The sequence below is a fragment of the Pseudomonas paraeruginosa genome (genome assembly GCF_003025345.2).
Classification (GTDB): Bacteria; Pseudomonadota; Gammaproteobacteria; order Pseudomonadales; family Pseudomonadaceae; genus Pseudomonas; species Pseudomonas paraeruginosa.
Window position 1 is genome coordinate 234,050 of record NZ_CP020560.1, and the last position, 14,024, is coordinate 248,073.

Annotated in this window: 11 protein-coding genes and 1 pseudogene; 9 read left to right on the forward strand and 3 right to left on the reverse strand. The window is 67.8% G+C overall.

Annotated features, from left to right (window positions below; translation table 11 throughout):
• Positions 1-110: 110 nt before the first annotated feature.
• Positions 111-1,031, reverse strand: a complete 921-nt coding sequence (locus B7D75_RS01110; RefSeq protein WP_012073859.1) for a LysR substrate-binding domain-containing protein — start codon at positions 1,029-1,031, stop codon at positions 111-113.
• Between the two features lie 350 nt (positions 1,032-1,381).
• Between B7D75_RS01110 and B7D75_RS01120 the strand changes: the two genes are divergently transcribed.
• The 4 genes from B7D75_RS01120 to B7D75_RS01135 all read left to right on the forward strand — a co-directional run bounded on the left by B7D75_RS01120 (position 1,382) and on the right by B7D75_RS01135 (position 6,998).
• Positions 1,382-2,872: an aldehyde dehydrogenase gene (locus B7D75_RS01120; protein WP_033998542.1), complete on the forward strand. Its 1,491-nt coding sequence runs from the start codon at positions 1,382-1,384 to the stop codon at positions 2,870-2,872.
• 57 nt (positions 2,873-2,929) lie between these two features.
• On the forward strand, positions 2,930-4,363 hold the full coding sequence (locus tag B7D75_RS01125) for an APC family permease (protein ID WP_043100102.1): 1,434 nt from the start codon (positions 2,930-2,932) through the stop codon (positions 4,361-4,363).
• A 30-nt stretch (positions 4,364-4,393) separates the two neighbouring features.
• Positions 4,394-5,776 carry an aspartate aminotransferase family protein gene (locus B7D75_RS01130; protein ID WP_107113661.1) on the forward strand — a complete coding sequence of 461 codons (1,383 nt, stop codon included), beginning with the start codon at positions 4,394-4,396 and terminating at the stop codon, positions 5,774-5,776.
• 163 nt (positions 5,777-5,939) lie between these two features.
• Positions 5,940-6,998, forward strand: a complete 1,059-nt coding sequence (locus B7D75_RS01135) for an ABC transporter substrate-binding protein (RefSeq protein WP_079976450.1) — start codon at positions 5,940-5,942, stop codon at positions 6,996-6,998.
• Between the two features lie 77 nt (positions 6,999-7,075).
• Here B7D75_RS01135 and B7D75_RS01140 read toward each other — a convergent pair whose 3' ends face one another.
• Complete coding sequence (locus B7D75_RS01140) at positions 7,076-7,957, reverse strand: dihydrodipicolinate synthase family protein (protein ID WP_012073865.1); 882 nt, start codon at positions 7,955-7,957, stop codon at positions 7,076-7,078.
• Between the two features lie 59 nt (positions 7,958-8,016).
• Positions 8,017-8,799, reverse strand: a complete 783-nt coding sequence (locus B7D75_RS01145) for an aldolase (protein WP_012073866.1) — start codon at positions 8,797-8,799, stop codon at positions 8,017-8,019.
• Between the two features lie 153 nt (positions 8,800-8,952).
• Between B7D75_RS01145 and B7D75_RS01150 the strand changes: the two genes are divergently transcribed.
• From B7D75_RS01150 to B7D75_RS01170, 5 genes and pseudogenes are all read left to right on the forward strand, one after another.
• Positions 8,953-9,492: a helix-turn-helix domain-containing protein gene (locus B7D75_RS01150; protein ID WP_003156148.1), complete on the forward strand. Its 540-nt coding sequence runs from the start codon at positions 8,953-8,955 to the stop codon at positions 9,490-9,492.
• A 227-nt stretch (positions 9,493-9,719) separates the two neighbouring features.
• Positions 9,720-10,571: a CoA transferase subunit A gene (locus B7D75_RS01155; protein WP_003156146.1), complete on the forward strand. Its 852-nt coding sequence runs from the start codon at positions 9,720-9,722 to the stop codon at positions 10,569-10,571.
• The gene (locus B7D75_RS01160; RefSeq protein ID WP_003156144.1) at positions 10,568-11,350 is read left to right on the forward strand and encodes a CoA-transferase subunit beta; all 783 of its coding nucleotides are present in this window, start codon (positions 10,568-10,570) and stop codon (positions 11,348-11,350) included. Before B7D75_RS01155 ends, B7D75_RS01160 begins: the two co-directional genes overlap by 4 nt.
• Positions 11,347-12,552, forward strand: a complete 1,206-nt coding sequence (pcaF, locus tag B7D75_RS01165) for a 3-oxoadipyl-CoA thiolase (RefSeq protein WP_034079341.1) — start codon at positions 11,347-11,349, stop codon at positions 12,550-12,552. Before B7D75_RS01160 ends, pcaF begins: the two co-directional genes overlap by 4 nt.
• Before the next feature lie 152 nt (positions 12,553-12,704).
• Positions 12,705-14,005 (forward strand): annotated as a pseudogene (locus B7D75_RS01170) (MFS family transporter).
• Positions 14,006-14,024 lie beyond the last annotated feature (19 nt).

Consider the following 14,024-nt stretch of genomic DNA (forward strand, 5'->3'; position numbering starts at 1 on the left):
GGGGTGGTCCGGAGCGTCGGCCACCCTAGCAACGGAGGCTTTTTGCCACAGTCATCGGATTCGTCTTTGTCAGGAAGAAAATTCCTCTTGGAATGTCGGAAAGCTGAGGGTCAGTACCGGCGCACGGCGAGCTTGCCCAGCTGCTCCCGGCAGTAGTCGACGAACAATCGTGCCGGCTTGGTCAGTTGCGCGCGTTTCAGCCAGGCGGCGGCGAGCCCGGAGGTGGACACCGGTTCGGCGAGGTCGACCATGACTACCTTCTTGCCATCGTAGGTGCATTCCGAATGCGGGCGGGTGACCAGCAGGGAGAAGCCGAAGCCCTGGCCGACCATGCCGCGGACCATCTCGATCGACGGCGAGCTGAAGGCGATGTTCGGGGTCAGGCCGAGCTCCTCGAACAGACTGACGAAGTAGGTGCGGCTGGGCTGCACGTCGAGCAGGATCATCGGCTCCAGGCACAGGTCGCGCAGCGATACCTGCGCCTGGCCGGCGAAGCGGTGGCCTTCGGGGAGCAGCGCGTGGGGTCGTTGCGGCGGCATCAGCGGCTCGGTCTCGATGGTCGAGTCGAGGTCGTGCTCGTAGAGAAAGGCCAGGTCGAAGCGCCCCGAAGTGAGGCCCTGCACCAGCTCCTGCTGCTCGCCGTCGCGGATGCGGATCTCCACCCCCGGATAGGCCTGGCGAAAGCCGGCGATCAGGCCCGGCAGGTAGAGCGGGGCGACCGTCTCGAAGCAGCCGATGTCGATCTGCCCGGCGATCACGTCGTTGTCGGCCAGGGCGTTCTGCTCGAACTCGTGGGCCATCCGCAGCAGTTCCTGGGCCTTGCGGTAGAAGCGCGCGCCGGCGGGGGTCAGCGACACGCCCTGGGCGTGGTGGCGGATGAACAGCTGCACGCCGAAGCTTTCCTCCAGCCCCTTCACCGCCGTGGAGATCGACGGCTGGGCGATGTACAGCTTGCGCGAGGCCTCGGCCACGCTGCCGCATTCCACGGTGGTCACGAAATACTTGAGTTGCCGCAAGGTATAGGACGCCACTGCAAGACCTCATCGGCGCATCATCCTCCCCGGGCCGGGCGTGCGCGCCTCGATTGTTGTGTTCGCCGCGCTGCAAGCAAGTTGCAGGCCGCTGCCGAGCGTCGCGGCGCTGGCCGCGAAGACGATTGCCCGCCTGCACGATAACCCAGCACGACGCACTTTGCCGGGGCACGCCTGGCCAGCTTTTTCTTATGTCCCGAGGACATTTTTAATAATTTTCCTTCGCAGCGGCTTGCGCGACCATCCTTCCCCATCGACCCCATGGACAGCGGTCCGCCACCCGGCGGTCCGGGCCATGCGTGCACAACAACGACCGGCGCAGACCGGCGAGATGACAAGGAGAAGGTGGGGTGTTCGAACTCAGCGATTGGCAACGGCGCGCCGCGACACAGCGCTTCATCGACCAGGCCGTGATCGGCGGCCGCCAGCGTCCGGCCGCCAGCGGCGCTACCTTCGACGCCATCGATCCGGCGAGCAATCGCCTGCTGGCGCGGGTCGCGGCCTGCGACGCGACCGACGTCGATGCGGCAGTGGCCGCCGCCCGCCGCGCCTTCGACGAAGGCCCCTGGGCGCGTCTCGCCCCGGTCGAGCGCAAGCGCGTGCTGCTGCGCCTGGCCGAGCTGATGCTGGCCCATCGCGAAGAGCTGGCGCTGCTCGATTCGCTGAACATGGGCAAGCCGGTGATGGACGCCTGGAACATCGATGTGCCAGGCGCCGCACACGTCTTCGCCTGGTATGCGGAAAGCCTCGACAAGCTCTACGACCAGGTCGCGCCGACCGCCCGGGAGGCCCTGGCCACCATTACCCGCGTGCCGCTGGGGGTGATCGGCGCGGTGGTGCCGTGGAACTTCCCGCTCGACATGGCCGCCTGGAAGCTCGCCCCGGCCCTGGCCGCCGGCAACTCGGTGGTGCTCAAGCCGGCCGAGCAGTCGCCGTTCTCCGCCCTGCGCCTGGCCGAGCTGGCCCTGGAGGCGGGGGTGCCGGAAGGCGTGCTGAACGTGGTGCCGGGCCTCGGCGAGCAGGCCGGCAAGGCCCTCGGCCTGCACCCGGAGGTGGACGCTCTGGTGTTCACCGGCTCCACCGAGGTCGGCAAGTACTTCATGCAGTATTCCGCGCAATCCAACCTCAAGCAGGTCTGGCTGGAGTGCGGCGGCAAGAGTCCGAACCTGGTGTTCGCCGATTGCCGCGATCTCGACCTGGCGGCGGAGAAGGCCGCCTTCGGCATCTTCTTCAACCAGGGCGAGGTCTGTTCGGCGAACTCGCGGTTGCTGGTGGAGCGTTCGATCCACGACGAGTTCGTCGAGCGCCTGCTGGCCAAGGCCCGCGACTGGCAGCCGGGCGATCCGCTGGACCCGGCCAGCCGCGCCGGCGCCATCGTCGACCGCCGGCAGACCGCCGGGATCCTCGCCGCCATCGAGCGGGCGCAAGGCGAGGGCGCGACCCTGCTCGGCGGCGGCCGCCGATTGACGATCAACGGTTCGGACAACTTCATCGAACCGACCCTGTTCGGCGGCGTACGCCCGGATATGCAGCTGGCCCGCGAGGAAATCTTCGGTCCGGTGCTGGCGATCAGCGCCTTCGATTCCGAGGACGAGGCCATACGCCTGGCCAACGACAGCCGCTACGGCCTCGCCGCCTCGCTGTGGAGCGACGACCTGCACCGTGCGCACCGGGTGGCGCGGCGCTTGAATGCCGGAACGGTGTCGGTGAATACCGTGGACGCGCTGGACGTTGCGGTGCCTTTCGGTGGCGGCAAGCAGTCCGGCTTCGGTCGCGACCTGTCGCTGCATTCCTTCGACAAGTACACCCAGTTGAAGACGACCTGGTTCCAGTTGCGCTGAAGACGCGACGGACACGACACGACTCGATGCCGATAACGACAACAAGAGGACGATCGAATGAACGACACGCCGAACGTGCGTGAACCGGCCCTGCGCCGCGTGCTCGGGCTGGGGCCGCTGCTGGCGGTGGCCATCGGCCTGGTGGTTTCCCAGGGCGTGATGGTGCTGATGCTGCAAGGCGCCGGGACGGCCGGGCCGGGCTTCATCGTGCCGCTGGGAGTGGCCTACCTGCTGGCGCTGAGCTACGCCTTTTCCTTTTCCGAACTGGCCCTGATGATTCCCCGCGCCGGTGGCCTGAGCAGCTACACCGAGGTGGCCATCGGGCATTTCCCGGCGATCCTGGCGACCTTTTCCGGTTACGTGGTGGTGGCGATGTTCGCCCTCTCGGCGGAACTGCTGCTGCTCGACCTGATCATCGGCAAGGTCTACCCCGGCGCGTTGCCGCCGATGCTGGTGGCCTACGGCGTGCTCGGCCTGTTCACCCTGCTCAACCTGCTCGGCATCGACATCTTCGCGCGCCTGCAGAGCGCCCTGGCGCTGCTGATGATGATCGTCCTGCTGGTGCTCGGCCTGGGTGCGGTGAGCAGCGACCACGCCTCCGCGCAGACCGCCCTGGCGAGCGGCTGGAACCCGCTCGGGGTCAGCGCCCTGGCGCTCACCGCGATGGCCGTGTGGGGCTTCGTCGGCGCCGAGTTCGTCTGCCCGCTGGTGGAGGAGACGCGGCGCCCGGAGCGCAACATCCCGCGCTCGATGATCCTCGGCCTGAGCATCATCTTCCTGACCATCGCCCTCTACTGCTTCGGCGCGCTGCTGTGCATCCCGCAGGCGGAACTGGCCGGCGACCCGCTGCCGCACTTCCTCTTCGCCAACCGCGTGTTCGGCGAGTACGGCCAGCTGTTCCTGGTGATCGCCGCGATCACCGCCACTTGCAGTACCCTGAACTCGTCGCTGGCGGCGATCCCGCGGATGCTCTACGGGATGGCGCAGAACGGCCAGGCCTTCCCGCAGTTCAGGCAGCTCAGCCGGCGGGCGCGCACGCCGTGGGTGGCGGTGCTGTTCGTCGCCGCGATCACCGGCCTGCCGATCCTGATCCTCGGCCAGGACCCGGACTCGATCAACCTGCTGCTGCTCGCCGCCGCGCTGGCCTGGCTGCTGGCCTACATCATCGCCCACGTCGACGTGCTGGCCCTGCGCCGGCGCTACCCGCACATCGCCCGTCCGTTCCGCACGCCGTTCTACCCGCTGCCGCAGTTGTTCGGCATCGCCGGGATGATCTACGCGGTGGTCCACGTCTCGCCGACCCCGGAAATGACCGGACGGATCTTCGCCAGCGCCGGCGTGGTGCTGGGCGTGGTCTCGCTGGTGGCGGTGGTGTGGATCAAGGGCGTGATGCGCAAGCCCCTCTTCGTACCCGAACCGCTCGAGACGGCCGGTGAGACTGCCCAGGGCAAGTCCGTCGCCCTCGATCCCCTGCAATCCCCTTCGGCCTGACGCGCCAAGGGAACAAGGAGAACACAGACGATGACCGCTCAGCTCAACCCGCAGCGCGACACCCGCGACTACCAGCAACTGGACGCCGCGCACCACATCCACGCCTTCCTCGACCAGAAGGCGCTGAACCGCGAAGGCCCGCGGGTGATGGTCCGCGGCGACGGCCTGCAGCTCTGGGACAACGATGGCAAGCGCTACCTGGACGGCATGTCCGGCCTCTGGTGCACCAACCTCGGCTACGGCCGCCAGGACCTCGCCGCCGCCGCCAGCCGCCAGCTGGAACAATTGCCCTACTACAACATGTTCTTCCACACCACCCACCCGGCGGTGGTGGAGCTTTCCGAGCTGCTCTTCAGCCTGCTGCCGGACCACTACAGCCACGCGATCTACACCAACTCCGGCTCCGAGGCCAACGAGGTGCTGATCCGTACCGTGCGGCGCTACTGGCAGATCCTCGGCAAGCCGCAGAAGAAGATCATGATCGGCCGCTGGAACGGCTACCACGGCTCGACCCTGGGCAGCACCGCGCTCGGCGGGATGAAGTTCATGCACGAGATGGGTGGCATGCTGCCGGACTTCGCCCACATCGACGAACCCTACTGGTACGCCAACGGCGGCGAGCTGAGCCCGGCCGAGTTCGGCCGCCGCGCGGCGCTGCAACTGGAGGAGAAGATCCTCGAACTGGGCGCGGAGAACGTCGCCGCCTTCGTCGCCGAACCCTTCCAGGGCGCCGGCGGCATGATCTTCCCGCCGGAGAGCTACTGGCCGGAGATCCAGCGCATCTGCCGGCAGTACGACGTGCTGCTGTGCGCCGACGAGGTGATCGGCGGCTTCGGCCGCACCGGCGAATGGTTCGCCCACGAACACTTCGGCTTCCAGCCGGATACCCTGTCCATCGCCAAGGGCCTGACCTCCGGTTACATCCCCATGGGCGGCCTGGTGCTCGGCAAGCGCATCGCCGAGGTGCTGGTGGAGCAGGGCGGGGTGTTCGCCCATGGCCTGACCTACTCCGGCCACCCGGTGGCGGCCGCGGTGGCCATCGCCAACCTCAAGGCGCTGCGCGACGAGGGCGTGGTCACGCGGGTCCGGGACGAGACCGGGCCCTACCTGCAGGGCTGCCTGCGCGAGGTGTTCGGCGCGCATCCGCTGGTCGGCGAGGTCCAGGGCGCCGGCTTCGTCGCCGCGCTGCAGTTCGCCGAGGACAAGGCGACCCGCAGGCGCTTCGCCAACGAGAACGAGCTGGCCTGGCGCTGCCGCACCATCGGCTTCGAGGAGGGCGTGATCATCCGCTCCACCCTCGGCCGCATGATCATGGCCCCGGCGCTGGTGGCCGGGCGTGCCGAGATCGACGAACTGATCGACAAGACCCGTATCGCGGTGGATCGCACCGCGCGCGAGATCGGCGTGCTTTGACGCGCCCCGGCGGCCCGGCCTCGGCCGGGTCGCCTGCGACACGGAGCGTCCCCCCATAACGACGACGCGGCGCCTGGCGCCCGCGCGCGGAACCGTTTCGGCCTCTGGCCGGCAACTGCCTCAGCAACATCACAACAATGCCAATCGGCTGTGGGAGTGTTCCATGTACAAGTCCTTGCACCAGTGCGCACACGTGTTTTCCCGGTTGTCCCTGTTCGGCCTGGCGTTCGCCGCGGCGGCCCAGGCGCAGGGCCAGAGCCTGACGGTGATCTCCTTCGGCGGCGCGACCAAGGCCGCCCAGGAGCAGGCCTATTTCAAACCCTTCGAGCGAAGCGGCGGCGGGCGGGTGGTGGCCGGCGAATACAACGGCGAGATGGCCAAGGTGAAGGCCATGGTCGACGTCGGCAAGGTCAGCTGGGACGTGGTCGAGGTGGAGAGTCCCGAACTGCTCCGCGGCTGCGACGAGGGGCTTTTCGAACGCCTCGACCCGGCGCGCTTCGGCGATCCCGCGCAGTTCGTCCCCGGCACTTTCAGCGAGTGCGGGGTGGCCACCTACGTCTGGTCGATGGTGCTGGCCTACGACTCGACGAAGCTGGCCCGCGCGCCGCAGTCCTGGGCGGATTTCTGGAACGTCCGCGAGTTCCCCGGCAAGCGTGGCCTGCGCAAGGGCGCCAAGTACACCCTGGAAGTGGCGTTGCTGGCCGACGGGGTGAAGGCGGAGGACCTCTACAAGGTACTCGCCACCCCGGAGGGGGTCAGCCGCGCCTTCGCCAAGCTCGACCAGCTCAAGCCGAACATCCAGTGGTGGGAGGCCGGCGCCCAGCCGCCGCAATGGCTGGCGGCCGGCGACGTGGTGATGAGCGCGGCCTACAACGGGCGCATCGCCGCTGCGCAGAAGGAGGGGGTGAAACTGGCCATCGTCTGGCCCGGCAGTCTCTACGATCCGGAGTACTGGGCGGTGGTGAAGGGCACGCCGAACAAGGCGCTGGCGGAGAAATTCATCGCCTTCGCCAGCCAGCCGCAGACGCAGAAGGTGTTCTCCGAGCAGATCCCCTACGGGCCGGTACACAAGGGCACCCTGGCGTTGCTGCCGGAGACGGTGCAGGAAGCGCTGCCGACCGCGCCGGCCAACCTCGAAGGCGCGCGGGCGGTGGACGCCGGGTTCTGGGTGGATCACGGCGAGGAACTGGAACAGCGCTTCAACGCCTGGGCGGCGCGCTGAACCGGGTGGGGATGGCGCAAAAAAAACGACGGGCCCCAAGTCGTCCGGGCCCGTCGGTCAAAGCGCTGACGGGGTGATCAGCGCAGCTCTTCCAACAACCCCTGCAGATACCGACAGCCCTCGGTATCCAGCGCCTGCACCGGAAGGCGCGGCGCCCCCACCTCCAGGCCGGAGAGAGCCAGGCCGGCCTTGATGGTGGTCGGCAGGCCCCGGCGGAGAATGAAGTCGAGCAGCGGTAGCTGCCGGTAGAACAACGCCCGGGCCCGTTCCAGGTCGCCATCCAGGACCGCCTGGTAGAGCTGGCCGTTGAGCGTCGGGATCAGGTTCGGCGCGGCGGTGCACCAGCCTTTCGCACCGGCCACGAAGGCCTCCAGCGCCAGCGGGTTGCAACCGTTGTAGAAGGGCACCCGGCCTTCGCCGAGCAGGCGCAGCTTGTGCATGCGCTGGATGTCGCCGGTGCTCTCCTTGACCATGGTCACGTTGTCCACTTCGCGGACGATGCGCAGGATCAGCTCCACCGACATGTCGATGCCGCTGGTGCCCGGGTTGTTGTAGAGCATCACCGGCACGCCGATGGCCTCGCCCACCGCGCGATAGTGCTGGAACACCTCGGCCTCGTTGAGCTTCCAGTAGGAAATCGGCAGGACCATCACCGCCTCGGCGCCGAGGGACTCGGCGAACTGCGCGCGGCGCACGGTCTTGGCGGTGGTCAGGTCGGAGACGCTGACGATGGTCGGCACGCGGTGGGCGACGGTCTTCAGGGTGAAGTCGACCACCTCGTCCCATTCCGGGTCGCTCAGGTAGGCGCCTTCGCCGGTACTGCCGAGCGGGGCGATGGCATGCACGCCGCCATTGATCAGGCGCTCGATGGAGCGGCCGAGCGCCGGCAGGTCGAGAGCGCCGTCGGCGGCGAAGGGGGTGATGGTGTAGCCGATGATGCCGTGGATCGGTGCGGACATTGGTTGTACCCGTGACATTGAGTGGGAAATGCCAGGTCGGACCTGGTGGGAAAGGTCGTTCAGCTCAGGCAGTCGCTGTTGCGCGGCAGGCAGCGCCGGGCGTAGTAGTTGAACGCGGCGCCGTGGCGCTTCGGGGTGGAGATCCAGTCGTGGGCCTCGCGCGCCAGGGTCGGCGGGATCGGCTTGATCTCTCCGGCGGCCATCGCCAGCAGTTGCATCTTTGCCGCGCGTTCGAGCAGCACCGCGATCACGCAGGCTTCCTCGATGCTCGCACCGGTGGCCAGCAGGCCGTGGTGGGAGAGCAGGATGGCGCGTTTGTCGCCGAGGGCGGCGGAGATGATCTCGCCTTCTTCGTTGCCTACCGGCACGCCCGGCCAGTCCTTGAGGAAGGCGCAGTCGTCGTACAGCGGGCAGAGGTCCATGTGCGAGACCTGCAGCGGCACTTCCAGGGTCGACAGCGCGGCGATGTGCAGCGGATGGGTGTGGATGATGCAGTTGACGTCCGGGCGGGCGCGGTAGACCCAGCTGTGGAAGCGGTTGGCCGGGTTGGCCATGCCGTGGCCGTGCAATACGTTGAGGTCTTCGTCCACCAGCAGCAGGTTGCCGGCGCTGATCTCGTCGAAGCCCAGGCCCAGCTGCTGGGTATAGTAGGTGCCCGTCTCCGGGCCACGCGAGGTGATCTGCCCGGCGAGCCCCGAGTCGTGGCCGGCCTCGAAGAGAATCCGGCAGGTCAGGGCCAGCTTTTGCCGGTCAGTCCACGTATTATCGCCGAGGCTGGATTTCATCTGCTTCAGCGCGTGCTGGATCAGTTGATCCTTGGGAAGTTCCAGTGTCGTAGCCATGCGAGGTTCCTTTGACGGAGCGGGTCGGAGGAAACGCCGGGCGGTTGCGCGCCACGCAACGGCCCGGCTGTAAATGACACGGATCAAGTTATATGACACAAAGTGTCATTAGCAAGAAAAAGTTTTACTGCCATCGGGAGAAGGCTGTCCGCAATGTCCATGCGCTTGAAATTGCTGAGAAAAAAACTCGGGGTGACGCTGGAGACCCTGGCCGAGAAGACCGGCCTGACCAAGAGCTACCTGTCCAAGGTCGAGCGCGGCCTGAACACGCCGTCCATCGCCGCCGCGCTGAAGCTGGCGAAAGCGCTGAACGTCCAGGTGGAAGAGCTGTTCTGCGAGGAAAACGACGGCCTCGACGGCTACAGCATCGTCCGCCGCGACCAGCGCAAGTCGCTTTCCAGCGGCGACGACGGCCCGGCCTATGCCTCCCTGGCGCAACAGATCGGCGCCCGCGCGCTGCTGCCGTTCATCGTCCACCCTCCGCGCGACTTCAGCCACTCGACGTTCAAGGAACATCTGGGCGAGGAGTTCATCTTCGTCCACGAAGGGCAGGTGGAGGTCGACTTCATGAACCAGCGGATCATCCTCGAGCGCGGCGACGCCCTGCATTTCAACGCGCAGAAGCCGCACCGCATCCGCTCGCTGGGGGAGACCCAGGCGGAGCTGCTGGTGGTGATCCACAGCGAGGAATGAGGCGTGGGCTCGTCGCCTGCCCGAGGCTCTCCGGCGCAGGACAGGCCCATTGCAGCGTAGCGGGCAGCCCGGAGCCCGGATGGGCGCGCGAGGGGTCGGTTGCTTGCTAACGTTATGTTCGATTATCGAACTGTTAATCGATTATCGGATTGTGAGCCCTCGGACCCCGGCGTAAGGTCTTCGTCACGTGCCGTCCAGGCAGCGCACAACAAGACGAGACCCGACCGATGGCTGAAATCCTCTCCCTGCGCGAAGCGGTGCAACGCTTCGTCCACGATGGCGACAGCGTCGCCCTCGAAGGCTTCACTCACCTCATTCCGACCGCCGCCGGCCACGAGCTGATCCGCCAGGGCAAGAAGGACCTGACGCTGATCCGCATGACCCCCGACCTGGTCTACGACCTGCTGATCGGCGCCGGCTGCGCGAGGAAGCTGGTGTTCTCCTGGGGCGGCAACCCCGGCGTCGGCTCGCTGCATCGCCTGCGCGACGCGGTGGAGAAGGGCTGGCCGCAACCGCTGGAGATCGAGGAACACAGCCACGCCGACCTCGCCAACGCCTATGTCGCCGGCGCCTCCGGGCTGCCCTTCGCGGTGCTGCGCGCCTACGCCGGCTCCGACCTGCCGAAGGTCAACCCGCTGATCCGCAGCGTCACCTGCCCGTTCACCGGCGAAGTGCTGGCGGCGGTGCCCTCGGTGCGCCCGGACGTCAGCGTGATCCACGCGCAGAAGGCCGACCGCAAGGGCAACGTGCTGCTCTGGGGCATCCTCGGCGTGCAGAAGGAAGCGGCCCTGGCGGCGCGGCGCTGCATCGTCACCGTCGAGGAAATCGTCGACGAGCTGGACGCCCCGATGAACGCCTGCGTCCTGCCGAGCTGGGCGCTCAGCGCCGTGTGCCTGGTACCCGGCGGCGCGCATCCGTCCTACGCCCATGGCTACTACGAACGCGACAATCGCTTCTACCAGGACTGGGACCCGATCGCCCGCGACCGCGACGCCTTCACCGCGTGGATCGACGACTACATCCGCGGCACCGAGGACTTCGGTGCCTTCCAGGCCAAGCTCGCGGAGGGCAAGCGATGAGCAGCTACAGCACCAACGAGATGATGACCGTGGCCGCCGCCCGCCGCCTGCACAACGGCGCGGTGTGCTTCGTCGGCATCGGCCTGCCGTCGAAGGCCGCCAACCTGGCGCGCCTGACGTCCTCGCCGGACGTCGTGCTGATCTACGAGTCCGGCCCGATCGGCGCCAAGCCCAGCGTCCTGCCGCTGTCCATCGGTGACGGCGAGCTGGCCGAGACCGCCGACACCGTGGTCCCCACCGGCGAGATCTTCCGCTACTGGCTGCAGGGCGGGCGGATCGACGTCGGCTTCCTCGGCGCGGCCCAGGTCGACCGCTTCGGCAACATCAACACCACCGTGATCGGCGACTACCGCCAGCCCAAGGTACGCCTGCCGGGCGCCGGCGGCGCGCCGGAAATCGCCGGCAGCGCCAGGGAAGTGCTGATCATCCTCAAGCAGTCGCACCGCACCTTCGTCGACAAGCTGGCCTTCGTCACCTCGGTCGGCCATGGCGAGGGCGGCGACTCGCGCCAGCGCCTGGGCCTGCCGGGCAAGGGCCCGGTGGCGATCATCACCGACCTGTGCATCATGGAGCCGGAAGCCGGCAGCAACGAATTCGTGGTCACCTCCCTGCATCCGGGCGTGACCCGCGAGCAGGTGGTCGAGGCCACCGGCTGGGCGATCCGCTTCGCCGAGCGGGTCGCCGAGACGCCGGCGCCGAACGAGGTCGAACTGACCGCCCTGCGCGATCTCGAAGCGCGCACCGCGGCCGCCCACGGTCAGAAGGGGAGCGACGAATGAGCCGCGAGGTATTCATCTGCGATGCCGTGCGCACGCCTATCGGCCGCTTCGGCGGCAGTCTCGCCGCGGTGCGCGCCGACGACCTCGCGGCGGTGCCGCTGAAGGCCCTGGTCGAGCGCAACCCGGGTGTCGACTGGTCGGCGCTGGACGAGGTGTTCCTCGGCTGCGCCAACCAGGCCGGCGAGGACAACCGCAACGTGGCGCGCATGGCGCTGTTGCTGGCCGGGCTGCCGGAAAGCGTGCCCGGGGTCACTCTCAACCGCCTCTGCGCTTCGGGAATGGACGCCATCGGCACGGCGTTCCGCGCCATCGCCAGCGGCGAGATGGAGCTGGCCATCGCCGGCGGCGTCGAGTCGATGTCGCGCGCGCCCTACGTGATGGGCAAGGCCGATAGCGCCTTCGGCCGCGGGCAGAAGATCGAGGACACCACCATCGGTTGGCGCTTCGTCAACCCGCTGATGAAAGAGCAGTACGGCATCGACCCGATGCCGCAGACCGCCGACAACGTCGCCGACGACTACCGCGTGTCGCGCGCCGACCAGGACGCCTTCGCCCTGCGCAGCCAGCAGCGCGCCGGGCGGGCCCAGGCGGCCGGCTTCTTCGCCGAGGAAATCGTCCCGGTGACGATTCGCGGACGCAAGGGCGATACCCTGGTCGAGCAGGACGAGCACCCGCGTCCGGACACCAGCCTGGAGGCGCTGGCCCGGCTCAAGCCGGTCAACGGCGCGGACAGGACCGTCACCGCCGGCAACGCGTCCGGGGTCAACGATGGCGCCGCCGCGCTGATCCTGGCCTCCGCCGAAGCGGTGGAGAGGCATCGCCTGACTCCGCGCGCGCGGGTGCTGGGCATGGCCAGCGCCGGCGTGGCCCCGCGGATCATGGGCATCGGCCCGGTGCCGGCGGTGCGCAAGCTGTTGCGGCGCCTGGACCTGGCGATCGACGCCTTCGACGTGATCGAACTCAACGAAGCCTTCGCCAGCCAGGGCCTGGCCTGCCTGCGCGAACTGGGCGTGGCCGACGACAGCGAGAAGGTCAACCCGAACGGCGGCGCCATCGCCCTCGGTCACCCGCTGGGGATGAGCGGCGCGCGGCTGGTCCTCACCGCGCTCCACCAACTGGAGAAGAGCGGCGGCCGGCGCGGCCTGGCGACCATGTGCGTGGGCGTCGGCCAGGGCCTGGCGCTGGCCATCGAGCGGGTCTGACCGGGCAGGAGCGGGTCGCTCGCCCCGTATCAATGAGACGCGCGTCGCGCGGCGCCATCCGGGACTCGTGGATGGCGCCGCGTGCGTGCAGCGGAACAGGACGCTCCGTCACACGGTCAGGATGAAACGGACCCTGTCGAGAGAACAACAGCATGACTGCCCCTGTTCACCAGTACAGCCACGAAGAGCGCCGCAAGCGCATCTTCGCCATCGTCGGCGCCTCTTCCGGCAACCTCGTGGAGTGGTTCGACTTCTACGTCTACGCCTTCTGCGCGATCTACTTCGCCCCGGCCTTCTTCCCCTCCGATAACCCCACGGTGCAGCTGCTGAACACCGCGGGGGTGTTCGCCGCCGGCTTCCTCATGCGACCCATCGGCGGCTGGATGTTCGGCCGCATCGCCGACAAGCACGGGCGCAAGACCGCCATGCTGATCTCGGTGGTGATGATGTGTGCCGGCTCCCTGGCGATCGCCTGCATGCCCACCTACGCCAGCATCGGCACCCTGGCGCCGACCCTGCTGTTGCTGGCGCGGATGTTCCAGGGCCTGTCGGTGGGCGGCGAATACGGCACCAGCGCCACCTACATGAGCGAAGTGGCGCTCAAGGGCCAGCGCGGCTTCTTCGCCTCGTTCCAGTACGTCACCCTGATCGGCGGACAGTTGCTGGCGGTGCTGGTGGTGGTGATCCTGCAGCAGTTGCTGAGCGAAGACGAACTGCGCGCCTGGGGCTGGCGGATTCCCTTCGTGATCGGCGCGATCACCGCGGTGATCGCCCTCTGGCTGCGCCGCTCGCTGAACGAGACCGCTTCGAAGTCGACCCTCGAGCGCAAGGAGTCCGGCACCTTCGCCGAGCTGTTCGGCAAGCACAAGCGGGCCTTCTTCACCGTGCTCGGCTTCACCGCCGGCGGCTCGCTGATCTTCTATACCTTCACCACCTACATGCAGAAGTACCTGGTCAACACCGCCGGCATGAGCGCGAAGACCGCCAGCGCGGTGATGACCTTCGCCCTGCTGGCGTACATGCTGATGCAACCGCTGTTCGGCATGCTCTCCGACCGTATCGGGCGCAAGACCTCGATGCTCTGGTTCGGCGCCCTGGGCACCCTCTGCACCCTGCCGATCCTGCTCGCGCTGAAGACCGTGAGCAGTCCCTACATGGCCTTCTTCCTGATCATCCTGGCGCTGGCCATCGTCAGCCTGTACACCTCCATCAGCGGCCTGATCAAGGCCGAGATGTTCCCGCCGGAGGTGCGCGCGCTCGGGTCGGGGTGTCCTACGCGGTGGGCAACGCGATCTTCGGCGGCTCGGCCGAGTACGTCGCCCTGGGGTTGAAGTCGGTGGGGATGGAGAACGTCTTCTACTGGTATGTTTCAGCCATGTGCCTGCTGGCGCTGCTGGTCTGCGTGAGCCTGCCGGACCTGCGCAAGGTCAGCTACCTGAACGACGAGCCCTGACGGGCCGGGAAAAAGGAAA